We start from the raw sequence: 25,399 nt of genomic DNA, 5'->3' as shown, positions 1-25,399 counted from the left end.
AAGCACCTCCCGCACCCCTCGCCTGAAGGGCGTGGCAGAAGGCTCGGTTCCGGCAGGCAGGGGTGGTTGCCCCGGTTGTCCCCTGCGGGCATTCACGCTGCCCCTGGCAGTGGCCTTGTGTCTCTCCCGCGCCGACGGCCCTCTCGGTACCGTTCCGTAGGCAGATCGTCTACATGCGGGGAGCGTGCGCCGTGCCATTGCGCAAGGACCGGGAAGAGGCCGAGACCGCGGCGAAGGCAAACCCGCGCGCAACGGATCCGGACAGGGACCGGCGCGTCGCGCCGGAGTTCCGACCGGTCGGCCCGGGCATGGCCACGGCCATGCAGCGCTCGGTGGGCAACGCGGCGCTGGGGCGGATGATCACGCAGGGTGCAGCCGGGCCACGGGTGCCGCACGCCGCTCCCAGTACGCGCACCAAGCGCACCCAGGACGAGGTCGTCGAGCGGGGCGATAGCCCGCCGACCAACCTGCGCAAGACCGAGGAAGGGGCGGCCACCCGAACCACCCGCAGCGGCAAGGCCGGGGCGACGCCGTCGGTGAAGGGCAAGGAGAAGAAGGTCGAGGAAGAGATCGGCGATCCGACCCTGGTCTTCAACTCCCGGTACGAGGGCGACGACGAGCAGTCGCTGAACGGCGACAACAACATCGGATTCGCGCAGACGGCGACGCTGCGCCGAGCCGACGGGATGCAGACGCCCACGGCGGACGCGTACGACTTCTGGCAGGAGGTCTCCGACGAGAGCCGCCAGATCGTTCCCGCATCGGTGAACTACCGCCCCAAGAAGTCGAGCCGGGCCTGGGTCGTGGACGGCCCCTTCCGCCCCCCGTACAACGACGAGGACGGCAACGTCATCAACGAGGCCAACCGGATCACCTTCGTCGACAACCCCGGCTTCTCCACCAGCACACGCATGTCGGCCGGCTACTTCCTGGTCGACTACACCGTCCGGTTCCGCTGGAAGGTCCGCAAGAAGCTGGGCGGGCGCTTCACCAAGGCAGAGCCGTTCTGGGAGAGCGACGAGATGGAGCACCGCGTTACGGCCACCTTCGACGCGGACAACCCGGAGGAGGCTGTTCGCGTCAACCACCACGCCGCGGGCAACCGCACCTGGACTGTACGGCTGCCCAACTGACTCCGCTCCCGCCCGAGGCCGACGGAGGCGTCGAGCCCGGCTGAGATGCCGGGGGTGGCGGAGGTGCCGAGGACAGTCCGATGGTCGCGGCCCGGACATGCGGAGCGACGACGACGGCCGTGCCGGTCGGCCCGTCACGGCACCGAACGCAACACCGCGTTCCCGTCCATCGTGACGCCTCACGAAGTAGCCGGGCTGCGTTCTCGGCGGGACGCAGCCCCGGTCGCGCCGCTACCTCCTGCCGCGCTCGTCGAGTGATTCAGCACCGTGCCTCGCGCGGCGAGCAGCCGGGCACGAGCGCATCGCGTCAGTCTCCTGTCGTGCCTCGCGCGTACGCGCGGCGAGCAGAGGCCACCCGCGATCCCGCCCGCCTCGGCGAAGTCCACCGCGACGGCCCGGTCGACAGCGCGCGGCCACCACCGTCGCCAGCTGTCCGCTCGAACTCAAAAATTCCGCTACGCGAAAGGCGAGTTGAGCAGCTTCGGGCGGGCTGGGGCGGCCCACCGGCGCTCTTCCCGTACTCCTGTCGCACGGCAAAGAGGACAGGCCCGGGCCTCATTGTCAGTGGGGGCGCCTAGAGTCTCTTCCACTCGTCACGGTGCGTTGCCGTCGTCGGGTCTCATCAGCGTGCCGCCGCCCGGCGGCGTCGTACGGAACACGGGGAGAACAGCGCATGGGGTGGGTACCGGCGGGCGACTACGAAGTCGCCCTGGAGGCAGGCAAGGTGGTCTGCCGCAACGGGAAGGGCCGGCGGCTGAAGTCCGTACCGGCGAAACTGAAGGAAGACCCGGCGGTCGTCGGGCTGCGGCAGCTCACCGAGTGGCTGGAGCGGCACGAACTCCGGTGCCGGACCGACGTCGAGCAGTGGATGGTGCGCTCGCTGCCCGTCCCCACCGCCGTCCTCGCCCGGGTCTGGCCCGACCCGGCGTGGCAGGCGGCCCTGCGGGACGTGGTGGTCACCGGCGCGGACGGCGGGGTCGCCGGATTCCTGCGCGATGTCGATCCCGACCGCGGCCTCGGCCTCGTCGACCTGGACGGCGACACCGTCCGCATCACCCCGGACGTGGTGAGCGTCCCGCACCCGGTCCTCCTCGACGACCTGGACGACCTGCGGGAGTTCGCGGTCGAGCTGGAGGTGAACCAGCAGGTGGAGCAGCTGTTCCGCGAGGTGTGGCGCCGGCCGCCGGGCCTCGCCGCGGACACCGTCTCCGTGGACACCTACGCCGGCGGTGTCTTCAAGGAACTGCGGTTCCTGCACGGCCGCGTCACCCAGCTCGGCTACCGGTCGCGCGGCGGATACGCGGTCTGCCCGGCCGTCGAGGACGGCGTCACCGTCGAGGCCCGCATCTGGATCGGCGAACACGACGGATACGACGCGTACGACACCGAGACGGGCCCCTTGGGCTGGACCGATCCCTCGGGGCGCGCGCTGACGGCCGGTGAGGTCGGCCCCGTCGCGTGGTCCGAAGGCATGCGCATGGCGGCGGCGCTCTACGCCGGTCGCGACGTGGCGGACGAGGAGCGGGCGGCATGAGCACCACGACGACGAACACTGACGTGAACAGCAACGTGAACACCGACACCGATGCGGTGGTGGGCGCGCCGGCGCTGCCCGCCCAGGCCCGTGGCCGTGCCGCCGAAACCCCCGCCGCCGAGGCCCGCGCCGCGGCCCTGTTGGAAGCGGGAGCCATCCTCCCGGCCGGCACCACCGACCGGGACGACGCCGACGCGCTGACCGCCCGTACCTACACGCACACCGCCCTCGGCGACCGCCCCGTGGTCCGCCTCGTGCCCGGCACGCTCGGCGAAGCGGAGGACCTGGCGCTGGAGTTCCTCGGGCTGGCCCGGACCGCCGATGCGCCGGTCGTGGGCCAGGTCCGCCGTGAGACGCTCGGCTTCCCCGCCTGGGCACTGGTCAACGACCCGGCCAACGGGCACCACGCCTTGGCCCTGGTCAAGGACATCGAGCGGCTGGGCCGGCAGGCCAGGACCCGCGCCGGTGCCGCCAAGGAGGGATTCGACGCCCTCGGCACCCGGCTCGGCCGGGCCGTGCCCCACTTCCTTCCCACCTACTACGAGCAGGTCGCCCGCCTCTTCCTCCAGGCGGAGAACACCACCTACGCCGCCTCCTTCTTCGGCAAGGCCCGTGAGGCCGAGCGGGTCCACGGCCTCGTCGTGGACGAGGACCGGCAGCGGGCCGTCTTCCTGGAGTTCGCCTTCGCCGGCGCGCTGACCGTCAAGGCGCTGCGGCAGTATGTGCGGGACCTGGTCGCCCGGCTCGCCCCGGCGGACGCCTGGGCGCAGTTCCGTCGTCTGCTGGTCGAGCGCTGCGCCGCGGGCATGCCGCCTTACGCCGCGCTGCCTCAGGACGTACGAGCCCTGGTCAAGGCCGCCGGGCTGGACCGCGAGAGCGCCGAACGCGACCTGGTGGCCGACCTGATCGGCTCCCCGGGAGTCGTCCGCGCCCCCGCCTCGTTCTGGACGGCCTACCGCCCCGCCGTCGTCGCCCTCGCCCACCGCGACCCGGCCGTGCGCGCCCGGCTCCTCGGCTTCTTCCCGGAGACCTTCACCGAGAACGCCGGCCGGAACGCGGACGGCGAGCGCGGCTGGCTCGCGCTGCTGGCCGAATCCGGCGCGGAGGAGCTGCTCACCGCGCTTCCCGGCGCCTCCGATACCGCAGGCACTTCCAGGGCTCCCAGCGCTTCCGGCGCCTCCCGTGCACCCGGCGCCCCCGCCGCTTCCGGCACCCCCGGCGATGGCGTCCCGTCCGTCTCCCCGGCCGACTGGCTCGGCCGCTGGGAGGCACACCGGAGACGCGCCTCGGCCACGGCGGACCGCAGCCCGGAGACCCTCGCCCTGGTCGACCGCGCGGCGGACCGGCTGCGCGCCGACGGACGCCCGGTCGAGCTGTTCCAGGGCCGCTGGCAGCGCACCGCCGACCTGGACATCCTCGACCTCTGCCTGGCCTCCGGCATCCCCGTGGCCGAGCCGGACGACGAGGACCCGGGCGCCACACAGCCTCCGGGCTTCGCGCTCGGCCGCTGGCTGGCCGACACCGTGCCCGGCGCACGCGACCTCGCCGCTCTCGCCCAACGCCCCGTCTTCCGCGCCCTGTTGAGCCGTACCGTCGGCGAGCTCGGCGGCGGACGCGGCCAGCGGCTGAGCGACGCCGGCATGGCCAGGCTGGCCGCGCACCCGGTGCTCTCCGGCGTCCTGCGCGAGTGGCTGACCGCCCGCGCCGAGGAGTACACGGCGGCGCGGGGATTCCCCGCACTGCAGTCCACCCTGAACAAGCTCTCCGGATTCCGCCCGGTGGTCGCCGAGGCCGCGCCGGAGGCGGTGCGGCTCCTCAAGGCCCACGACGTGGTGCCTCTGCTCACCGCCACCCTGCGTACCGGCATCCTCGACGAGCTGGGCTGGCCCGCCCTGGACGAGACCTATGCCGAACTCGCCACGGAAGCGGCCGCGGCCTCCGCGGGCAACCGCCACTACCGCTCCGAGAGCGTCGGCGTCACCGGCGCCTGGCCCGCGCTGATCCTCAACACGCTCGAACGCGCCGTCGTCGTCGGCCCCGAAGGCGTCCTGCTGCGGCACACGCTGCGGCTGCCGGTCGCCGTCGACCGCTGGCGGACGCTCGCCTTCCGTTACGTCGACGGCGAGTTGCTGGTCATCTGGTGGGAGGACGGCAGGCAGCGCGGCTACTGGTCGCACCGCCCGGCCGAGGTGTTCACCGTCGGCGGCGAGCAGATCCCGCGCTGGGGCGGCTCCGGCGCCTTCGGCGAGGTCTGCCTGCCGCTGCCCGGCGGCGGCCGCGCCACCGGCGGCAAGGCCCTGCACGCCGGCGACACCTCCCTTCCGCCGCAGCGCGCCGTCATCGGCGACGGCACCGGTCACTGGCGCGACGGGCACCAGGGCCGGCAGCGCGTATGGCTGGAGTACGACCCCGCCACCGGCACCCACGGCCGCGCCTCCCTGCCCGCCTTCCTCCGCTCCGGCGTCCAGGACGGCACCCGGCTGCTCACCGAGCACTGCCAGGTGCTGCCCCTTCAGCCCGGCCTGGAGACCTCCCCGTTCGGCACGGACGGCACGGTCCTGGGCCGCTGGGTCCGCCGTACGGTCACCGAGCCCGGCACCGCCGCCCCGGCGGACGGCCACCGGATCGTCGCCGGCACGCCCGACGGCCGCACGGCGACCCTGCCGTACCCGCTGTGCGCCGACTGCGCCCCGGTCCCTCTCGGCGCCCTCGTCCTGCCCGGCGGCGCGCGGCCCGTCGTGGCCCTGCACCGCCGCTCCGTGGAAGCCCATCCGGCGGACACCGACGGCACCGGCGGCACCCTGTGGTCCGTCACTCCCGATTCCTCCGGCGGCAACGACGCGGCGGGCACCCCTTATGTGCCGCCCGTCGCCTACTGGCACGCCCTGCGCCCGAGGGACGAGCGCGGCTCCGCGGCCCTGCGGGCCATGACCGACTCCCGGGCGGAGGAGCTGATCAAGGAGGTCGCCGCCGCGGTCACCCGGCACCTGGAGGCGTTCCGGGCCGTCGAGGAGTACACCGGCCCCTCGTCGCGTGAGCTGAGCCAGGAGGCCGTCGCCCGGGTCCTGCCCGAGGTGTCCGACATACGGCTCCTCGCCGGCGTGACGGCCTTCGTCCGCAACGCGGTGGACCGGGCCGTCGCAGCCCTCGGGTACCTGGAACCGCCCGAGCCCGCCCAGCCGGCCTCCCCCAGGAACGCCGCGCGCACCCAGGGCATGTTCTTCGACCACGCGCCCGAGCACGCCGACGACACGACCCTGCGGGACGCCACCGCCTGGGGCTCCGAGCGCATCTACGGCGGCTGGTGGGGAGGCGGCAGCCGGTGGACCACCCTCCGGCAGATCCTCGCCGTCAACCACGTCCTCGGCGGTGAACCGGCGTTCGGCCCGCCCGTGCCGTCCAAGGTTCCCTTCCCGTCCGTCGACGGCTGGCAGCGCGACGAGTACACCGTGCCCGGCGGCTCGCTGTCATGGCCCTCCCTCCTCGACAAGCTGCCCGAACTCGCCTACCGGGCCGCCTCGCCGGCTACTTCTGCCGAGCACCGCGCCGGTCTCCTGGTGCTGCTCGACACCCTCGCCGCAGGCCCGCTGGCCGATCCGGCGGGCACCGTCCGGCAGGTGGAGCTCATCGAGCCGTACGGCGACACGCCCGGGCAGCGGGGACGCCACGAGGCCGTGCACCGCCTGGGCCAGGTGCTGCGCAAGGGCGCCCGTACGGTGGTGGTCATCGCCGAGCGCGGCCGGAACACCCGGAACGACGCGGCCCGCTGGCTGGCCGTGGACCACGACCCGACCGGCGCCTTCGGACCCGTACCCGGCTTCACCCTGGACCGCGAGCACGTCCACCGACAGGGCATCGTCCGCGACCGGCTGACCCGGCTCACCGCCTCGGTGCGGGAACAGGGCCCCGCGCCCTGGCGTCCGGAGGCCGCCGAGGCGTTCCACACGGCAACCGGGATCGGACCGCTCCAGGCCGTCGCCCTGCTGTCGGCCGTCGTCGCGGAGCCCGGAGCCGAGGCGCTCGCGCTGCTCGGCGCCAAGACCCGGGCCTTCGAAGCGGCCCAGGCCAGGCTGGACGCCCTGCCCGGCGACGACCGGCGCGCGCTGCTGCGGGCGCTGCTGCCTGTGGACCCGGCCGAACTCTGGACCACGGGCCCGGATGTTCCGGCCGCCGCCGAGGTCTGGCGGGAGCGCCTGGCCTCCCTGGTCCGCGTTCCCGAGGAGCTGGACCTCGACCTGTCGGGCACGACCTCCGGCGCTGTCGACCTGATCCTCAACGCGGGCTCCCGGAGCTGGCTCACCCACGGCGTCGACGTCCCGGACGGGACCGGCCGCCCGGGCCTGCGCCGGGTCGCCGCACGCGGTGCGGTCGCCTCCGCCGTGACCGCGCTGCGCACTCTCGCGTACACCCTGCCGTACGGCCATCCTCTGCGGGCGCACCTGCCCACCGGGCTCGCGGCGCTGCGCAGCCGCCTTGCCGACCCGGCCCTGGTACTGGACCTCAGCCTGGACTGGACGGAGGCTGGCCAGCCGATCGGCGTCCCGATCCGCGCAGCCCTCGGGCTCCCTGAATCCGGCGGGGCGGACGCCGACGGACTGGTCCGGGCCGGCACAGCCCTGCTCCTCGCGCCCGGCCACGGCAACAACGAGAAGCTGCTGCTCCGCCCGGCCGGCCTGACGGGCCCGGACGACCCGGCCCTCGGCCTCATCGAGGGCACGGTCGCCCCGCACGCCACCAACGACCTCCTCGCCCTGCGCGCTCTGCTCGGCGAGGAGACGGAGGCGCTGGTCTCGGCGGGGCTGCCGGAGGGGTTCACGGGCTCGGACGGCTTTCCGGGCTCCGAGGGATCTGCAGTCTCCGGCGGCTTTGCGGGCTCCGGGGGGTCTACGGATTCCGAGGGGTCCACGGGCTCCGACGGCCCCTCGCACTACCCACCGCAGGACCCGAACCGCGCGGTGCCGGAGCTGGTGGAGGAGGTCGCCGAGACGCTCGGCCTCAGCGCGGACGCCGCTGCGCTGTACCTGATGCTGCTGACCTTGCCCGACCCGACCGACCGCAACTGCGTCCGCTGGACTGAGTGGAAGCCGGCCCGCGTCAAGAAGGCCAGGGCGGAGCTCGCCGCCACCGACCTCGTCCTGGAGGCGAAGCGCTCCCGCGCCGGCCGCACCCTGTTCCTGCCCTGCGGCTGGCTGGAGCGGAACGCGCCGGCGCTGCCGGTGGAGGCCTGGAAGGAAGGCCTGTACCCGGTGGCCGGCGGCGTCCGCACCGTGCCCCACCTCCCTGTGCCCGCGCTGTTCGCAGCCGCCTGGGCACGGGTTCGCGGCGGCGACGCCCCCGCCTTCGAAGAACTGGACACCCGCGCACCCCGGAAGGGCCGCCGCCGATGACGAGCGACACCACCACGACCAGCAGCAGCGCCATGAACCGCACCACCGCGACCGGCGTCCCGGACCAGGCGGCGGCGCCCGGCCGGGAGCACCGCCAGGTCACCCCGCCCGAGGACCGCTACGCCACCGAGCTCGCCTTCCTCGCCGCCCACGACACCGGCCCCCGCCCACCCGGCTGGCGGCTCACGCCGCGTGCCGTCGTCACCTTCGTGACGGGCAGCGCGGGGGAGGCGCTGGGCCTGCCGAAGGGCGTCCGGCCAGACGAAGGAGTGCCGAGCCGCCTGGTGATCGAGCAGAAGTTCGTCGGCGAACGCGCCTTGGTCGAAAGGTGCGTGGTCACCCTCGCCGGCGAGCGCGGACTGCTCCTCGTGGGCGAACCCGGCACCGCCAAGTCGATGCTCTCCGAGCTGTTGTCGGCGGCCGTCTGCGGTACCAGCGCGCTCACCGTGCAGGGCACCGCCGGCACCACCGAGGACCAGCTCAAGTACGGCTGGAACTACGCGTTGCTGCTCGCCCAGGGCCCCACCGAGGAGGCGCTCGTGCCCTCGCCGGTGCTCACCGCCATGACCCGGGGCGCGGTCGCCCGCGTCGAGGAGGTCACCCGCTGTCTGCCGGAGGTGCAGGACGCCCTGGTGTCCCTGCTGTCCGAGCGGCGGATCGCGGTCCCCGAACTCGCGGGCAGCGAGAGCGCCCAGGTCCACGCGGCTCCCGGCTTCACCCTCATCGCCACCGCCAACCTGCGGGACAGAGGCGTTTCGGAGATGTCCGCCGCACTGAAGCGGCGCTTCAACTTCGAGACGGTCGGCCCGATCGGCGACGTGGACGCCGAGACCGCGCTCGTCCGCAGCCAGTCGCGCGCCGCGGTGGAACGCGCGGGCGCCGCCTACCAGGTGGACGACGCGGTCCTCGAGGCACTGGTCACCGCCTTTCGGGACCTGCGCGAGGGCCGCTCCACGGAGGGCTGGGAGGTGGAGCGGCCGTCCACGGTGATGAGTACGGCGGAGGCGGTCTCCGTAGCGGGCTCTCTCGGCCTGGCCGCCGCCTACTTCCCGGGCGACCGCGACGTGCTCTCCCTCCTGCCCGGCCATCTGCTCGGCGTCGTCCGCAAGGACGACCCGGCCGACGCGGCACGGCTGCTGGGGTACTGGGACGGCCCGGTGCGTCGGCGCGCCGAGCAGGGGTCGGCCACTTGGCGTGCCCTGTGGGACCTGCGCGCGGTGCTGGAGAACTGACGGATGAGCCAGTCGACCACTCCCGAGACGGGGGCCACCACCCCTGAGAAGCGGACGGCCACCGCGGAGAAGCGCGCGACCACCCCCAAGGGGCAGGCGCCCGCCGCTGAGAGGCAGGCGGTCGTCGGCGGGACTACGCGGCCGGTCGCCGAGGCGCCGACCGCTGTCCCGCCGCCTGTCCCCGCGGCCGGGCCCGCCACCCCGGAGGACGCGGTGGCGGCGCTCGCGGCGGCCGGGCCCGGGCTGCCGTTCCTGATCGGAGTACGCCACCACGCGCCCTCCCTCGCTGCCGCCGTACCGGCCCTGCTGGACGCGGCAGCACCCGACGTCCTGCTCGTCGAACTGCCCGCCGAGTTCCAGCCCTGGCTGGGCTGGCTCGCCCACGAGGAGACCCGCGCCCCGGTGGCACTGGCCGCCGTGCCTGCCGACGGTGCGGTCGGCGAACAGGGGCCCGCCTTCTACCCGTTCGCGGACTTCTCGCCCGAACTGGTCGCTCTGCGCTGGGCGGCCCGGAACGGGGTCCCGGCCGTGGCCTGCGATCTCCCGCTCGCCGACCGGGCCTGGGCACGGGGCGGCCCGGACGCACCCGCGCCCGTACCGGGAGAGGTCCACGAGGTCGGACAGGGGTTGTCCGCCGCACTCCGGTCCCGGCTCACCGGCCGCGACGGCGACGACCTGTGGGACCGCTTGGTGGAGGCCCCGGCGCCCGGCTCCCCACCGGAGGCGCTCCGCCGCGCGGCCCTGCTCACGGGCTGGGCGCTGCGGTACGAGGCCGAGGCGCGGCACGGCGTGGACGGTACGGACCTGGTGCGCGAGGCGTGCATGCGCGAGCACATCGCCAAGGCTCTGGCAAACGGACGGCGGCCCGCCGTGGTGGTGGGTGCCTTCCACACTCCGGCGCTGCTGACACCGACCGCCGGGACGGCGACGGCCCCGGACGTGCCTGGCGCCTCCGATGCTCCTGTGGGCGCAACGTACGCCGTTGCGGATGCGCCGAACGCCGCAGCGAACGTGCCGAACACTCCTGCGGAAGCACCCGATGCCGCCGCGAGCGCACCGGGCACCCGAGCGGACGCGCCCAACGCCGACGGCACTCCGTACGTCCCCGTGGACGTGCCCGACGCCCCCGCGCGTGAGCCCAGCGCGGCTGCGTCGGGTGCGGCAGCCTGCACCGTCTCTCTCATTCCGTACACCTACCCCCTGCTCGACTCCCGCTCCGGCTATCCGGCCGGTATCCGGGACCCGGAGTGGCAGCACACCGTGCTGGACGCCGCTGGAGACCCGGACGCCCTGTACGAGGCGCTGATCCGCACCGCGGTCCGCGTCTGCGTCGCCCTGCGCGAACAGGGCCACCCCTACGGCCCGGCGGACGGCCGGGAGGTCGTCCGGGTCGCCGGGGACCTGGCCCGGCTGCGCGAACTGCCCGCTCCCGGCCGCGGCGAATTCCTGGAGGCCGTGCAGACGGTGCTCGGCCGGGGCGAGACGTACGGCACGGGCCGCGCGGTCGCCCACGCGCTCGAACGCGTCCTCGTCGGCACCCGCACCGGACGCCCCGCGCCCGCCGCCCCGCGCAGCGGCCTCGGCCCCGCCGTGGAGGCCGAGACCGAGGCGCTGTCCCTGCCCGGCCCGGCGGACGCGCACGAGAAGAGCCCGCGTGACCTCCGGCTCGACCCGGCCCGCTCGGCTCTGGACGGGCGACGCGAGCTACTGCTGCGCCGGCTGACGGTGTGCGGCATTCCGTACGCGCAGGAGCAGGAGGTGACCGGCGCGGCGGGCTCGGAAGGGCTCACCACGCGCTGGCAGGTGAGGTGGACCCCGGCCACCGCCGCGATGCTCACCGCGGCCGGAGCCCGCGGCGTCACGCCCGCCCAGGCGGCCGAGGGTGTGCTGCGCGGACGGCACGCGACCGAACGTGCGGAGGGCGGCCCGACGGCCGCGCAGGTCGTACGCGGGCTCACGGAGGCCGTGGAGTGCGGGCTCCCCGGCCTGGCCGACGAGCGCCTGACGGAGCTGGCGGCCGTACTCCCCGCGAGCGGGACCCTCCCCGAACTCCTCGCCGGGCTCGACCTCCTGGACCGCGTAGCCGCAGGCCACCTGCCCGGCCTGGCGGCGCCCCGTGACCCGTCGCCACCCGAATCCCCGGACGCCCTGGCCCCCCTCTCCACCCGCATCGCGTACACGGTGGAGCTCCTGACCTCGGCGGCGGTCCGCCAGGTCGACGGCCTGACCGGTTCCGAGGAGCCCGAGGACGCCCGGGCGCTGCTCGAACTGGCGCAGCGCGCCGACCGGGTGGGCGGCATCCGGCTTGCCGACGCCCTCGCCCGGCTGGCCGCCGATGGCACCCCGTTGATCGCCGCGGCCGCCGGAGCGGTCCGGGTGCTCACGGGCCATGAGCAGGCCGAGACCTTCGGGGTACGCGTCGCCTCCTGGGTGGACGCGGCGGTGGACAGCCATGCGCGGGCCGCCCTCACCGCCCGCCTCACCGGGGTCCTGACGGCGGCGGGCCCGCTCCTGACCGTCGGCGTCGCCGCCCTGGACCCGTTGCTGCGCCGGGTCGTCGAGGTGGACGACGCCGCGTTCCTGTCCCGGCTGCCCGCCTTGCGCGGCGGCTTCGACACCCTGAGCCCGGCCGCCCGGGACCGGCTGCTGGACACCGTGGAGGAGCGCCTCGGCGAGCGGGTGGACCTCGCGGACACCGACGACCCGGCCGAGCTGGCCCGCCGGACGATCGCCGACCTGGCGGCCCGTGACCTCCTGACCGGCCTAGGCTTGCCCGTCCCACCGCCCGGCGACACAGCCCGGCCCACGCCCTCAGGCCCCGCCACTGCGCCCCATCTGAAGGCCTCTGCCACCACGGTCTCGGCTCATGCCACTGAGCCCCAGCCGACTGCCGCCGTCACCGCCCCTGCCACCACACCCGCGACCTCGACTCACTCCACCGCCGACGCCGCTGAGCCTCAGGCGACGGCCCCCACCGCGCCCCCGTCTGCGGCTCTCGCCTCCACCACCCCGCCTCCCGCCGATGCGGCGCACCCTCATCACCGTACGACCGAGGCTCTCACCGGCACCGTCCCGGCACCCAGCCCCGAGACCAGAGCCACCACTGGCATCGCCCCGACACCCACCTCCAAGACCACCCCCGCCCACGCCGCCGGACCCACACCCACCCCCGCGCGGACCCTCGCCGCCGCCGACCGGTGGCGGCTCGTCCTCGGCCGACGGCCTGACCAACTGCCCCCCAGCGCCGCCCGCTTGGCCACCGCCCTGGACGAGCTGTACGGCGCTGGGCGCGGCGAGGGCTCGCGTGGTGGGCTGCCCATGGGCGGCCGGGGCCGTGGCGGACGCGAGGCGTCGTTTCCCGGTGTGCGCGAGTGGTCCGAGGAACTCGCCGCGCTCTTCGGCCCCGGCGTCCGCGAGGAAGTCCTCGCCGCCGCTGCCGCGACCGGCCGGCAGGACGTCCTCACCGAACTCGATCCGGCCGCCGCCACCCCCTCCGTGGAGCTGCTCCGCACGGTCCTGCGCTACGCGGGCGGTCTCCCCGAGGCGCGCCTCGCGGCGCTCCGGCCGCTGGTCCGCCGCCTGGTCGACGAGCTGACCCGGCAGCTGGCCACCCGGCTGCGGCCGGCCCTCACCGGCTCCATGCTGGCCCGGCCCACCCGCCGCCCGGGCGGACGGCTCGACCTGCCGCGTACGCTGCGAGCCAATCTGGCCACCGCCCGCCGCACGGCGGACGGCACGGTCCGGATCGTCCCCGAGAAGCCGGTGTTCCGCAGCCGCGCCCGCCGGTCGGCCGACTGGCGTCTGATCCTGGTCACCGACGTCTCCGGGTCCATGGAAACGTCGACGATCTGGTCCGCGCTGACCGCCTCCGTACTGGCCGGGGTTCCGACCCTGAGCACCCACTTCCTGGCCTTCTCCACGGAGGTCGTCGACCTCACCGGCCATGTGCACGACCCTCTCTCCCTCCTGCTGGAGGTGAGCGTGGGCGGCGGCACGCACATCGCCGCCGGGCTACGGCACGCGCGCAGCCTGATCACCGTGCCCAGCCGCACCCTTGTCGTCGTCATCAGCGACTTCGAGGAGGGCGCTCCGCTCGGCGGACTGCTGTCCGAGGTGCGGGCGCTGGTCGCCATCGGCTGTCAGGTACTGGGGTGCGCCAGCCTCGACGACGCCGGCCGGCCCCGCTACTCGACGGGTGTCGCCGGGCAGCTCGTGGCCGCCGGCATGCCCGTGGCCGCTCTCAGCCCACTCGAACTCGCCCGCTGGATAGGGGAGAAGACCGCATGACCGCCGCCCAGTTGCCACCCGTCGCGCCGGAGGTCACGGCCACGCTGGTGGAGGATCTCTCGCCCCGGCTGCGCAAGCGGCTGGACGCGGCGGTCACCAAGCTCTCCGCCCGCCCGACGCGCCGCGACGGAGACACGGTGACGATCGCGGTCGACGACGACACCGAGCTGCGCCTCCACGCCCCGGGCGGCGTGGTGGCCACGGTGGACGCCATCACCTGCGGCTGCCTCCTCGCCCCGGCCTGCGTCCACCGCGCGGCCGCCGCCTGCGCAGCCCCGGCGGCGGACCCGCCCCCGGAACCGGCCTCCGATTCCGCCTCCGACGCCGCTCCCGACCCCGCTGAACAACCGGACCCGCCGGCTCCCGGCTCCACCCTGCCCTCCGACGCCGACCCACCTCCCGGCGACACCACCCCGACAACGACCGGTCCGGATCCCGCGCCGCCCCAGCCGAGCACCCCCGCCCCAACCCCCACCCTCGCACCCGACGAAGCAACCCCCGCCCAGCGCGAGGTGGCCACCGCTCTCTGGTCGGCGGGTGCCGCCGTGCTGGAGGCAGGTGTGGACGGGGCCGGCGCCGTCGCCCAGGCGGCACTGCTGCGCGCCGCGCACACCGCCCGGCTCCGGCACCTGCCGCGCGGCGCGTCCGCCGCACTGTCCGTCGTCACCCTGCTGCGCGCGGCCCGCTCCGGGAACCCCTCCTACCGCACCGCCGACCTCGTCACCGCCCTCGCCGAACTCCTGGGCACGGCGCACCGCGTGGGAACGGCCTCCGGTGCGGAGCTGGCAGCTGTACGGGGCCGTGCCCGCCGCCCGTACAGCCCGGACGGCTCCCTGCGCCTGTACGGCCTGTTCACCGAACCCGTGGTCGCCGACTCGGGCCACGGTGGCGCCCGCACCTGGGTCGCCACGCCAGACGGCCGACTCTGCACGGTCGGCGACGTGGCACCGGGCGGAGTCGGCCGCGCCCTGGGCGTGGCCGACCGCACCGTGCGCCTAGGGGACACCGCCCTCACCCACCGTGAGCTGGGCCGAGCGGGCCTCGCGGTCTCCGGAGCGACGGTCTCGCCGGACGGCCGGCTGGGCGCCGGGAAGGTCGTCAAGGCCGTCACCGCCCGGGGCGCGGCCTGGACGGAGCCGCCCCTCGCCGCCCTGTGGGAGCCACCGCCGGCCGAACAGGCCGCCCGTGCGCTGCGGTCCGTCTCCCGGTACGCGGAACCGGACGGCGGCGGCAGCGACCTCCTCTTCCTGGATGTCGAACTCCTGGGCGCGGTAAGGGAGTCGGTCGGCATCTGCCTGCTCGCGCGGCACGACGGCGGGATCCTCGTCCGCCTCACCGTCGCCGACGACGACCCCGCGCTGGCCCACCGTGACAACCTGATGCTGCTGGCCACGGCACCGGGAACGCGGCTGCGGATCATCGGCCGCCTGGTGCCCGCTCCGCACCCCCGACTCACCCTGCTCGCCTGCTCGCACCCCACCGGGGAGTCCACGGTCGACCTCGGCTTCGACCGCCTGAGCCGCGCCGACCTCCCCGACCCGGGCGCGCCCGTGCACGCCGCCCCGCATCGGCCCGGCGGCCACGGCATGGAGTCAGCCCTCCATCTCCTGGAGCGCCGCGTCGAACAGACCGTCCCGGCGGGCCGTGCCGCTCTCGGCATGCTCGGCGACGTCACCGGCGAGGCCGGTCGCCTGCGCCGCGCGGGCCTGCCCACGGCCGCCGGCCTGCTCACCGCCCTCCGCGCCTCGGCGGCCCAACGCGAACGCGACCTCTTCGGCCGCCTCCTGCCCGCCGACACCGACGGCTTCGCCGCCCACTGGCTCGCCGCCGCCCGCTACACGGCCGCCGTCGCCGAGTCCCTGTGCGCGGCGGCCTGGGAACCGGGACCTGGTGCCCGTACCGACACCTCATCGGAAGCCACCGCCTCCCGACTCGCCGGAAGTCGCCGATGAGCACACCGCGTACGAAGATCCTCGCCGGTACGGCGGCCGCCGCGCTCCTCGTGGGCGGCGGCGCGCTCGCCCTGTCCCTGCGCGGCGGCGAAGAGGCAGCTCCGCAGACCTCCTCTGCTGGAGCAGCCTCAACCGCGAGGACGTCTCCGCGCTCACCGTCGAACCGCGCGAGCGGTACACGTCCACGGAGACCGAAGCGGCGGACACCGCGCTCTCGTACTGTCATGGGGAGGACGAGTTCACGCTGACCCTCGACTCCCCGCACTCCGCCGAGAGCGTCTGGGGCACCGCCGACGAGGTCGCCGCCGAGTCCTCGGTCCGTGCCCCGATCCCCGGTGCTCCCGGCTGGGCCAACAGGACGTACGCAGGGATCCTGCTGCCCACCGACTGCGCCGACGCCCTGGCCAAGCCCGCGCCCTATCTCCAGATCCAGGCGACGAACGACCAGGAGGACACCTGGCGGGACGGCGCCCTGCAGAAGCGGATGGCCGCCGTCCTCACCACCGCCGCCGACCGGCTGACCGGGAGCCTGGGCTGCTCCGGACCCGCCCCCGCGACACCGCCGGGGACTGCCCCGCCCGTGCTCGAACGCCAGGCGCTGAACAACACCCAGGCGTGCGGGATCAAGGGGTTCGTCCCGCTGAGGGCATCGGCCACCGCCGGATTCACCCAGGCCGTGACCGGGGGCGACTTCCGTCTGTGGAGCTGCGTCCTCGGTGCCACGGACGAGGACCGCGACAGCCTCGTCCACCTCACCGTCACCCAGGAACCGGTGCTGGTCGAGCGGCACCGCGCCGACGACGAGGACCGGTCCGCCCTGCTGAACCGCGCGGACAGGCCGACCCTGGTCCAGCTCGGGCATTTCTTCGGACAGAGGGAGAGGCCCGGCCGCGCCGACCTCCGCCCGGACGCGGAACTGCTGGCCGCTCTGACCGATGCCGTCGCCGACCAGGCCGGATGCGAGAAGGAGTGACCGGCCCGGTGAGGCCCTACAGCCCGTCGGCGGGCGGTAGCCCCGCACCACCGACGCCGGGCACCCGGCGCCGAGACCTGGACCACATCCGTCCGCGGCCGGGATGCCCTCGGTGCATCTGGATGTTGGCGAGGTGGGGTGTCACTCCACACCTCGATGAAGCTGATAGAGCCGGCTCATCCAGCAGACCCGATGAAGCAGATGAACAGGACATGATGTGACCGACCTCGACACCGGCCGTGCGGCCGCGGCCCTGGCCCGCCCCTTCTCGGTCCGCGGACTCACCTCCCGTAACCGGATCGCCATGGCGCCCATGACCAGGCAGTTCTCGCCCGAGGGCGTACCCGGCCGGGACGTGGCCGACTACTACGCCCGCCGGGCCGCCGGGGACGTGGGGCTGATCATCACCGAGGGCACCTACGTCGACCACGACTCCGCCGGGACCAGCGACCGTGTCCCGCGCTTCCACGGCGAGGACGCGTTCGCGGGCTGGGCCGATGTCGTGGACTCCGTACACGGAGCGGGCGGCGTGATCATTCCGCAGCTGTGGCACGTGGGCGTCACCCGCACCGAGGGCGCGCCTCCGGTGGCGGACGCCGAACCGGTGGGCCCCTCGGGCGTCTCCCTCACCGGCGAGCCCAAGGGGCGCGCCATGACGCGGAAGGACCTCGACGACGTCATCGCCGCCTTCGCCGACGCGGCGGCCGCCGCCGAGCGCCTCGGCTTCGACGGCGTCGAACTCCACGGAGCCCACGGCTACTTGATCGACCAGTTCCTCTGGGCCGGCAGCAACCGCCGTACCGACGCCTACGGTGGCGACCTCGTCGCCCGTACGCGGTTCGCGGCCGAGATCGTCGCGGCCTGCCGGGCCGCGGTCTCCGACGCCTTCCCGCTCTTCTTCCGCATGTCGCAGTGGAAGATGAACGCCTACGAGGCCAAGCTGGCGCAGACCCCCGCCGAACTGGACGCCCTGCTCACGCCAATGGCCGAGGCAGGCGTCGACGTCTTCCACGCCTCCACCCGCCGCTACTGGCTCCCGGAGTTCGACGACTCCGACCTGAACCTGGCCGGCTGGGTGAAGAAGATCAGCGGCAGGCCGACGGTCACGGTCGGCTCGGTCGGCCTCGACGGTGACTTCTTCAACGCCTTCGCGGGCAACGACTCGGGCGTCACCGGCATCGACCAGCTGCTGGACCGGATGGAGCGCGACGAGTTCGACATGGTGGCGGTCGGCCGCGCACTGATCGCCGACCCGGAATGGGCGGCCAAGACCCTGCGCGGACGGACCGGGGACATCACGCCGTTCGGCGCCGAGATGCTGAAGACGCTGCGCTGAGCGGCGAGTTACGGGCCCGGAGGGCCGGATCAGGGAGAGTCGCCGCGCCGAGCCCTCCTGGATCCGGCCCTCGCGTCGTCCGCCCCGGCGGAGGCAGGTTCGGGTTCCGGCGAGTGTCGTCGCGTACGTGGCCGAATGCGATGTTCATCGGAGCGAGTTTCCAGAAGGATGATCCATCGGCCTTCTCGTCCGGTTCATACTCAAGCCTGCGGGCGCCCCGGGCTGATCAAGCCTGCTCATCGAGAAGGTGACCGGGCTGCCGGTGTACGGGGCGATCACGACCGGGGTCATCGGGCCCCTCGGCCTGACCCGGATCGTCTTCCCGGCGGCCGGCAACCGCGCCGTACCCGAACCCGCCGTGCACGGGTACCGAGGTGCCCGGATCGGCGGCTTCTTCTTCTGGCTGGACGGCACGGTCTACGAGCCCAGCAACTTCTACGCCTCCGGCGCCGTCATCTCCACCTTGAAAGACCTCACCGCCTTCTACCGGGTGCTGCTCGGCGGTGAGGTGCTCTCGCCCGCCTCCCTTGGCCGAGTTGGAGAGGACGGTCGAGCCCGGAGCGCCGGGCGTCGAGTACGGGCTCGGCATCACCGCGTACGCCCTGTCCTGCGGCGGCAAGGCCTGGGGTCACAACGGTGCCGTACCGGGCTACTTCACCCGGACACTGGTCACGAAGGACGGCCGGTAGGCATCCGTGGTGACCAACGCCCACCTGGTGACCAACGTTCCGTCCGCACAGATGATGAAGGTGCTGGACACGGCCCTGTGCGAGTCCCGCGCCTGACGCGCCGCCGTCCGATGCCGCCTCTCCGCCACCGCGCGCCGCCGCCGTACCGAGGTGCGCAGGACGCTGTCCGCCGCCCGAAGCGAGGCGCACGGCCGGTGCCGGACGCGGGCTCGCCTGTCCTCGGCGGGCCGAACTCCCGCTTGGCGGGCCGTACCTCCCGCATTTACCGGTCCGTCACGACCCCTTCCCTTCTGTTCGGTTCTCTTGGAGCATTCTGTTCGCTTCTGTTCCCCCACTCCAGGAGGCCCCCACGCATGACTGAGATGAATCGGCGCCGGTTTCTCCAGATAGCCGGTGCGACCGCGGGATTCGGTGCCCTGTCGGGCAGCATCGACCGGGCTGCCGCCATCCCCGCCCACCGGGCCAGCGGGACGATCCAGGATGTCGAGCACATCGTCGTCCTGATGCAGGAGAATCGTTCCTTCGATCACTACTTCGGAGCGATGAAAGGCGTCCGAGGCTTCGGTGACCCGCGGCCCGTGACCCTGCCGAGCGGAAAGTCCGTCTGGCACCAGGCGGACGCGGCGGGCAAGGTGACGCTGCCGTTCCACCCGACCGCCGACGACCTGGGCATGCAGTTCCTCCAAGGCCTCAACCATGACTGGCCCGGCGGCCAACGCGCCTACAACGGCGGACGTTACGACCGGTGGGTGCCGGCCAAGACCCCCACCACCATGGCCTACCTCACCCGCGAGGACATCCCCTTCCACTACGCGCTCGCCGACCGCTTCACCGTCTGCGACGCCTACCACTGCTCCTTCATCGGAGCCACCGACCCCAACCGCTACTACCTCTGGTCCGGTTACACCGGCAACGACGGCTCGGGCGGCGGTCCGGTGCTCGGCAACGAGGAGCGGGGATACGGCTGGACGACGTACCCCGAGCGGCTGGAGGAGGCCGGGGTCTCCTGGAAGATCTACCAGGACATCGGCGACGGCCTGGACGCGGCGGGCCACTGGGGCTGGATCAACGACGCCTACCGGGGCAACTACGGCGACAACTCGCTTCTGTATTTCGACAAGTACCGCAACGCCCAGCCCGGCGACCCGCTGTACGTCAAGGCCCGCACCGGCACCGACGTCTCGGCCGGCGGCGGCTACTTCGACGCGATCGCCGCCGACGTACAGTCCGGAAAGCTGCCGCAGATCTCCTGGGTCGCCGCCCCCGAGGCCTTCACCGAGCACTCCAACTTCCCGTCCAACTACGGCGCCTGGTACATCGCGGGCCTGCTCGACGCCCTCACCTCCGACCCCGAGGTGTGGAGCCGCACCGCCCTGTTCATCACGTACGACGAGAACGACGGCTTCTTCGACCACATCGTCCCGCCCTACCCGCCGGCCTCAGCGAACCAGGGCCTCTCCACAGCCGACACCACCACGGAGATCTACCCGGGCGGCCCCTCGTACGGCGCCGGTCCCTACGGGCTCGGCCCGCGCGTCCCGATGCTCGTCGTCTCGCCCTGGAGCACCGGCGGCTACGTCTGCTCCGAGGTCTTCGACCACACCTCCGTACTGCGGTTCATGGAGCAGCGCTTCGGCGTGCACGAGCCGAACATCTCGCCCTGGCGCCGGGCGATCTGCGGCGACCTCACCTCCGCGTTCGACTTCGGCCGCACCGAACCCGCCCCCGACGACCTGCCGGACACCTCCGCTTACGAGCCCCCGGACCGCCAACGCCACCCCGACTACCGGCCCACCCCGCCCGCCGTCGGCGCCATGCCCGCGCAGGAACCGGGCAGCCGGCCCACCCGGCCGCTCCCGTACGAGCCGTACGTCGACGCGGCCGTGGAACCGGACAGCGGAAAGATCGCGCTCACCTTCAGCCCGGGCACGGCGGCCGGGGCGCAGTTCTACGTCACCTCCGCCAACCGCACCGACGCTCCGTGGACGTACACCGCGGGCGCGGGCCGGACCCTGACCGACCGCTGGAACTCCGCCTACTCCGGCGGCAGCCACGACCTCACCGTGCACGGCCCGAACGGCTTTCTGCGTACGTTCCGGAGCCCGGGCGCCACCGCCGGGCCCGAGGCCACCGCCCGCCACAACGGCACCAGCGGCAACCTGGACCTCACGCTCACCAACTCCGGCGCCACCGACGCCGTACTGGCCATCGCCAACGCCTACGGAGGAGCGGAACAGACCGTCACCGTACGGCCCGGCGCCTCCGTCTCGCGCACGGTGGACCTGCGGGCGGGCAGGCGCTGGTACGACGTGTCCGTGACCCGCGACGGGCAACCGGGCTTCCTGCGGCGGTTCGCGGGCCACGTGGAGACGGGGGCCGCCGGAGTCAGCGACCCGGCGACCGTGACCGGCTGAGCCTTCTCGGAACCCGCTGAACGCGGTGGGAGCCGGGCCGGACCTATGCGGTCGGCCCGGCTCCCGTACGCGGCGGTGCTAGGCGGCTCCGCCGTTGCCCGCTCCCGCGCCCGACGCCGCCTTGATGCCCTTGACGATCTCGTCCAGGACGGACAGCTTCGGAGCGTCCTTGTTGATGTCGAAGCCCGACCGGACCACCACGAGCATGTCCTTGGAGGCGGGGGAGGGGAACACGAGCGATTCCACGTAACCGTCGTCGCCCTTCTCCGTCACCACCTTCCAGCGCACCGCGTACCCCTTCTGGCCCGCCACGGTGACCGCCGCGGACTTGATCTCCTCGTGCGAGGTGATCCTGCCGTAGGACTCACCGCCGTACGACTGCTCGGCGTTGACGGCGATGTCCTTCTTGGCCGCCTCCTCCGGCGACCCGGCCGTGAGCTCCAGGGCCACGGCGGGGGCTGAGGACACTCCTCCGCGCACACACGTCTCGGCGGCGCCGCCGGGGCAGGCGTGCTCACCCGTCGTCAGACCGGCGCCGACCGGAGCGGACCTGCCCTTCCATCCCTTGGGCACCGGCAGGCTGATCCCGGCCGCCAGGTCCGTGGCATAGCCCGGCTCCGTCGGCGGGAGCTGCTCGCCGGGATCCTGGGAGCCGCCGTCCTCGCCGTCCTTGTCACCTTCGTTCCCGCCGCCCTTGTTCCCGTCGTCCGGTGCCCCGGATCCCTCGGGCGCGGACGGCGTCTCGGACGGTGAGGCGACCGCGATGCCCGGCCGGCCGCCGCCGTCCTCGCGCAGCAGGTACATTCCGCCCCCGATCGCGGCGAGCACCACCGCGCCGACGGTCACACCGACGCCGATACGGATCCCTCGGCGACGGACCGCGGCCGGTGACGGGCGGACGTGGCCCGTCCACTGGGCTCCGTCCCACCAGCGTTCCTGGTCGGGGCCTTTACCTGAATGCCCGGGGTCTGGGTGCCAGCCGGGCGGCGTCATCTGGGTCACGGGAGCACCTTATGCGGGTCGAGTGAGAATCGTATGAACCGACCGGCGGGGTGACGGTGTGCGCGGATCCCGCCGTCACGGTTCGATCAGGCCCGCGCGGATCGCGTACCGGGTGAGCTCCAGGCGGTCGCGCAGCCCGAGCTTCTGGAGCAGGTTGGCGCGGTGCCGCTCCACGGTCTTGACGCTGATGACGAGCAGTTCGGCGATCTCCTTGGAGGAGTGTCCTTCGGCCACGAGCTTGAGGATCTCCTCCTCGCGCTCGGTGATCGCCCGCGCCGGCAGGTCCTCGCCGTCCTTGACCCGGTCGAGGAAATTCCGGATGAGCGCCGTGACCGCGCCCGGATAGAGGAACGGCTCGTCACGCATCGCCGCCCGACAGGCCTCCACCAGGTCCCGGTCGGCGACCGACTTGAGGACGTACCCGGCCGCCCCTGCCTTCAACGCCTCGAAGAAGTACTGCTCGTTGTCGTACATCGTCAGCATCAGGATGCGCAGGCCCGGCAGGACGCGGGAGAGCTCGCGCGCCGCCTGCAACCCCGTCAGCCGGGGCATCGCGATGTCCAGGATGGCCAGATCCGGCCGCTCGGCGCGGGCCATCTCGATGGCCTCGGCGCCGTCACCGGCCTCGGCCACGACCGTCAGGTCCGGCTCTCCGTCGAGGATCAGCCGGACCCCTCGGCGTACCAAGGCATGGTCGTCGGCCAGCAGGATCCGGGTCGGCGCGGCCGGTCCTCGGGAGGGCGGCGGAGTGGAGAGAGACATGGTCACCGGCTTCCGTTCCGGACGGGCACATCGAGACGTACTTCGGTACCGCCCTCCGGCCCCGGGCCGAGGAACAGTTCGGCGCCGATCAGCAGGGCACGCTCGCGCATCCCGCGCAGTCCCGCGCCCTCGGGCGTGTCCCCGAGGCCGCGGCCGTCGTCGCGGATGCGCAGCTCCACGCCGCAGGGACTGCGGAGCAGGGAGAGTTCGAGCCGGGACGCACCGGCGTGGCGGACCGTGTTGGTGAGCGCCTCCTGCGCGATCCGGTAGATGACCAGCTCGGCCTCGGTGTCCAGTTCCGGCAGGTCCTTGCCCGTCTGCCGGCGGATCGTCAGCTTGTCGGGCGTCGGTGTCTCGGTGATCAGAGCCGTCAGCGCGCTGACCAGACCCAGCTCCTCCAGCACTCCGGGACGCAGCCGGCGCGCGATCCGGCGGATCTCGTCCAGGGAGCCCCGGGTGATCTCCTGGACCTGCCGGAGCTCGCCGCGGAGCGGCTCGGGGGCGTGGTCGGCGACGCGCTTGAGTTCGAGGAGGACCGCGGTGAGCGTCTGCCCGACCTCGTCGTGGAGCTCCTGTGCCACCCGGCGGCGCTCGGCCTCCTGGGCGGAGAGCGCGCGGGCGCTGCTGGTCGCGCGTTCGGCCTCCAGCCGGTCGAGCATCGTGTTGAACGTCTCGATCAGAGCGGCGATCTCGCCGTGCCCGGCCACCTCGGGGCGCGGGCTCGGGCGCAGCAGGTCGGTCGTGGTCATCGCGCGGGTGACCCGCTGGAGCGGAAAGAGGCCGAGCCGGAGCAGAGCCGCGTTGGCGGCCAGCATGAAGGCGATCCCGCCGGTCAGGATCATCGCCTCGGTCAGCAGGACCGGCGTGGAGATGGTGATCGGGCCGAGCAGCAGCAGAGCGCCCGCGGCGACGAGCACAGCGGCGTTGAGCAGAAAGATCCGCCAGAACAGGGACAAGGGAGCACGGCCTCCATCGGACGTCGGAGCGATTACGGGCGGTGGCGAGCGTTGAGGGGCGTCGAGCTGTTGTCGAGCGGCGGTCGGCGTTGACGTGGGCGTCGACAGCCTCCACTATCGTCGCTGCGCGCGGGAAACACGCCGTCGCCCGGATGTCCCGCCTCTGCCGGCTGGAGAGGGGCGCACGGCTCAACGCGCATCTGCATGGTGCACACCCCTCGATATGGGTGCTGCCCCCGATGGTCCTCCCGGACGCTCCCGCCGATCATGAGATCAGGGCCGGGCGCCCTGCCTGTGCCGCGTCACGGGGCCGGCGCCGGAGGGACCGAGAGGTCTCCGTACCGGGAGGGAGAGACCATGCCCACGTACGACGAACGGCTGCGCGCCCTTGAGGAGCAGCTGCATCGCGACGACCCCGGTTTCGCGGCGGCGATGGCCGACGGCACCCCGCGCAGCCCCCGCGAGTACCGCCGCCGCAACGCCTGGCTGGCGATGGCCTTCGGGCTCACCGCCTTGGGCATGGGTATCGCCATCGGCCACGGCCTCCTGATCGCCACGGGACTGGTGGTGACGGGAGCGGCCGCCCACCTCTTCGACCCGCAGCGCGGCCGCAAGCACGGCAAGAACATCCCGGGCACCCCCGAAAACCCGCGAACCTCCTGACACGCGGCGCCCGCACCGCCGCATCCCGGCCCCGCCGCACGGGCCGACCGAGGCCCCGACCGCCGAACCGGTCGGGGCCTTCGTGTGCTGTCGGCGTGCACGGGTGTCGTGCACGGGTGTCGCGCGCTTGGTACGGGGCATGGCGACGCCGGGCATCGGGGTGAGCGCGTTCAACGACCTGGACGCCTGCTTCCACGTACTGCTCGCCCGCAGCTCCGGCAACGCGCTGACCTCAACCCTCACCTCCGCCGTACCGGAATCGGTGCGCCCGCTGATCCTGCGCGCCCTGGAAGATGCCAAGGACTGGCCCGCCACCGCCCGCGCTCTCAACGCGCCGCACCGTCTGCTTCTGACGCTGGTGAGCGAGGGGCGGGGTGCCGAGGCCGCTGATCTGGTGGAACAGCACATCCGGGGCCTGCACGGAACACTCGTGAACGAGCCGACCGGGCCGTAGAGCAGAGGCAGAGGGAGAGGCAGCGCCGAGGGCCGGGGCGGCGGTCGTCTGTCCGGTGCGGCCCGTTCCTTCGACGGACTGACCCCAGTATGGTCCGACCATAGAAACCTCATCGCGAACTGTCAGCAGTGCACCGAGAACCCCCGCCGACCGTGCGGCGCAGGTCGTCGCCGATGTACTGCGCGACCACGGCGCGCGCCGGATCGGAGTGCCGGCCGGACTGGATCCGCGTTGGCTCGACGCGTACGACGGTGAGGTGCGCCAGGACGCCTCGGACATCCCGCACCTCAACCGGACTCCCTGGACGCGGTGGTGACCGCGTCCGCCGCCGGCTGCGCCGAGACCGGCACGATCTTCCTGGACGGCTCACCCGGCCAGGGCCGCCGGGCGCTGTCCCTCGTCCCCGATCTGCACCTCTGCGTCGTCGGCCTCTCCTCCGTCGAGGCCGGAGTGCCCGAGGCGGTGGCCCGGCTGGTGCCCGAGCGGCCGACCACGCTGATCAGCGGCCCTTGGGCCACCTCGGACATCGAGCTGGAACGGGTGGAGGGCGTGCACGGCCCCCGCACCCTGGTGGTGGTGATCCGTACCGACAGGTGACCGAACTGCGTCACCACCTCGCTGTGGT

General features: G+C 73.6%; 14 protein-coding genes and 2 pseudogenes. 13 read left to right on the top strand and 3 right to left on the bottom strand.

Going from position 1 to position 25,399, the window contains the following annotated elements:
• Positions 1-191 precede the first annotated feature (191 nt).
• The 10 genes from ABZ267_RS28480 (at position 192) to ABZ267_RS28435 (ending at position 20,937) form a co-directional block, all read left to right on the top strand.
• Positions 192-1,133, top strand: coding sequence for a hypothetical protein (locus ABZ267_RS28480; RefSeq protein WP_356752647.1), 942 nt, complete (start codon positions 192-194; stop codon positions 1,131-1,133).
• A gap of 673 nt (positions 1,134-1,806) precedes the next feature.
• Positions 1,807-2,667: a DUF4132 domain-containing protein gene (locus ABZ267_RS28475; RefSeq protein WP_356752420.1), complete on the top strand. Its 861-nt coding sequence runs from the start codon at positions 1,807-1,809 to the stop codon at positions 2,665-2,667.
• Positions 2,664-8,054, top strand: coding sequence for a hypothetical protein (locus tag ABZ267_RS28470; protein ID WP_356752419.1), 5,391 nt, complete (start codon positions 2,664-2,666; stop codon positions 8,052-8,054). Before ABZ267_RS28475 ends, ABZ267_RS28470 begins: the two co-directional genes overlap by 4 nt.
• Positions 8,051-9,286 carry an AAA family ATPase gene (locus tag ABZ267_RS28465; RefSeq protein ID WP_356752417.1) on the top strand — a complete coding sequence of 412 codons (1,236 nt, stop codon included), beginning with the start codon at positions 8,051-8,053 and terminating at the stop codon, positions 9,284-9,286. Before ABZ267_RS28470 ends, ABZ267_RS28465 begins: the two co-directional genes overlap by 4 nt.
• A gap of 3 nt (positions 9,287-9,289) precedes the next feature.
• Entirely contained in the window at positions 9,290-13,573 is a 4,284-nt protein-coding gene (locus ABZ267_RS28460; RefSeq protein ID WP_356752415.1) for a DUF5682 family protein, read from the top strand.
• Positions 13,570-15,525: a hypothetical protein gene (locus tag ABZ267_RS28455; protein WP_356752413.1), complete on the top strand. Its 1,956-nt coding sequence runs from the start codon at positions 13,570-13,572 to the stop codon at positions 15,523-15,525. Before ABZ267_RS28460 ends, ABZ267_RS28455 begins: the two co-directional genes overlap by 4 nt.
• Entirely contained in the window at positions 15,464-16,498 is a 1,035-nt protein-coding gene (locus tag ABZ267_RS28450; protein WP_356752411.1) for a hypothetical protein, read from the top strand. The genes ABZ267_RS28455 and ABZ267_RS28450 overlap by 62 nt, the downstream gene beginning before the upstream one ends.
• Before the next feature lie 217 nt (positions 16,499-16,715).
• Complete coding sequence (locus tag ABZ267_RS28445) at positions 16,716-17,834, top strand: NADH:flavin oxidoreductase (protein ID WP_356752409.1); 1,119 nt, start codon at positions 16,716-16,718, stop codon at positions 17,832-17,834.
• 527 nt (positions 17,835-18,361) lie between these two features.
• Positions 18,362-18,523, top strand: a complete 162-nt coding sequence (locus ABZ267_RS28440) for a hypothetical protein (protein ID WP_356752408.1) — start codon at positions 18,362-18,364, stop codon at positions 18,521-18,523.
• 353 nt (positions 18,524-18,876) lie between these two features.
• Complete coding sequence (locus ABZ267_RS28435; protein ID WP_356752406.1) at positions 18,877-20,937, top strand: phosphocholine-specific phospholipase C; 2,061 nt, start codon at positions 18,877-18,879, stop codon at positions 20,935-20,937.
• A gap of 78 nt (positions 20,938-21,015) precedes the next feature.
• On the opposite strand, the gene ABZ267_RS28430 is transcribed toward ABZ267_RS28435, so the two are convergent.
• The 3 genes from ABZ267_RS28430 to ABZ267_RS28420 form a co-directional block, all read right to left on the bottom strand.
• Positions 21,016-21,930 (bottom strand): DUF2510 domain-containing protein, encoded by a 915-nt coding sequence (locus ABZ267_RS28430; protein WP_356752639.1) that lies wholly within the window; start codon positions 21,928-21,930, stop codon positions 21,016-21,018.
• 84 nt (positions 21,931-22,014) lie between these two features.
• Positions 22,015-22,701 carry a response regulator transcription factor gene (locus ABZ267_RS28425; protein ID WP_356752404.1) on the bottom strand — a complete coding sequence of 229 codons (687 nt, stop codon included), beginning with the start codon at positions 22,699-22,701 and terminating at the stop codon, positions 22,015-22,017.
• 2 nt (positions 22,702-22,703) lie between these two features.
• Positions 22,704-23,657 carry a HAMP domain-containing sensor histidine kinase gene (locus ABZ267_RS28420; protein ID WP_356752402.1) on the bottom strand — a complete coding sequence of 318 codons (954 nt, stop codon included), beginning with the start codon at positions 23,655-23,657 and terminating at the stop codon, positions 22,704-22,706.
• A 357-nt stretch (positions 23,658-24,014) separates the two neighbouring features.
• Between ABZ267_RS28420 and ABZ267_RS28415 the strand changes: the two genes are divergently transcribed.
• The 3 genes and pseudogenes from ABZ267_RS28415 to ABZ267_RS28405 form a co-directional block, all read left to right on the top strand.
• Positions 24,015-24,320, top strand: coding sequence for a DUF3040 domain-containing protein (locus tag ABZ267_RS28415; RefSeq protein ID WP_356752400.1), 306 nt, complete (start codon positions 24,015-24,017; stop codon positions 24,318-24,320).
• Between the two features lie 148 nt (positions 24,321-24,468).
• Positions 24,469-24,774, top strand: a pseudogene (locus ABZ267_RS28410) (FCD domain-containing protein); the annotation flags it as partial.
• A 145-nt stretch (positions 24,775-24,919) separates the two neighbouring features.
• Positions 24,920-25,371, top strand: a pseudogene (locus tag ABZ267_RS28405) (LUD domain-containing protein); the annotation flags it as partial.
• Positions 25,372-25,399: the final 28 nt, after the last annotated feature.

The organism is Streptomyces sp. NPDC006174 (assembly GCF_040614075.1).
GTDB lineage: Bacteria > Actinomycetota > Actinomycetes > Streptomycetales > Streptomycetaceae > Streptomyces.
The sequence above is the reverse complement of the archived record's forward strand: the minus strand, read 5'-3'. Positions and strand labels throughout refer to the sequence as shown.

What these genes read in the sequence shown, in the direction of transcription:
- ABZ267_RS28465 (WP_356752417.1), top strand. Translation starts at nt 8,051, where the DNA reads ATGACGAGCGACACCACCACGACCAGCAGCAGCGCCATGAACCGCACC.
- ABZ267_RS28470 (WP_356752419.1), top strand. Translation starts at nt 2,664, where the DNA reads ATGAGCACCACGACGACGAACACTGACGTGAACAGCAACGTGAACACC.
- ABZ267_RS28425 (WP_356752404.1), bottom strand. Translation starts at nt 22,701, where the DNA reads ATGTCTCTCTCCACTCCGCCGCCCTCCCGAGGACCGGCCGCGCCGACC.
- ABZ267_RS28415 (WP_356752400.1), top strand. Translation starts at nt 24,015, where the DNA reads ATGCCCACGTACGACGAACGGCTGCGCGCCCTTGAGGAGCAGCTGCAT.
- ABZ267_RS28435 (WP_356752406.1), top strand. Translation starts at nt 18,877, where the DNA reads ATGACTGAGATGAATCGGCGCCGGTTTCTCCAGATAGCCGGTGCGACC.
- ABZ267_RS28475 (WP_356752420.1), top strand. Translation starts at nt 1,807, where the DNA reads ATGGGGTGGGTACCGGCGGGCGACTACGAAGTCGCCCTGGAGGCAGGC.
- ABZ267_RS28430 (WP_356752639.1), bottom strand. Translation starts at nt 21,930, where the DNA reads ATGACGCCGCCCGGCTGGCACCCAGACCCCGGGCATTCAGGTAAAGGC.
- ABZ267_RS28460 (WP_356752415.1), top strand. Translation starts at nt 9,290, where the DNA reads ATGAGCCAGTCGACCACTCCCGAGACGGGGGCCACCACCCCTGAGAAG.
- ABZ267_RS28455 (WP_356752413.1), top strand. Translation starts at nt 13,570, where the DNA reads ATGACCGCCGCCCAGTTGCCACCCGTCGCGCCGGAGGTCACGGCCACG.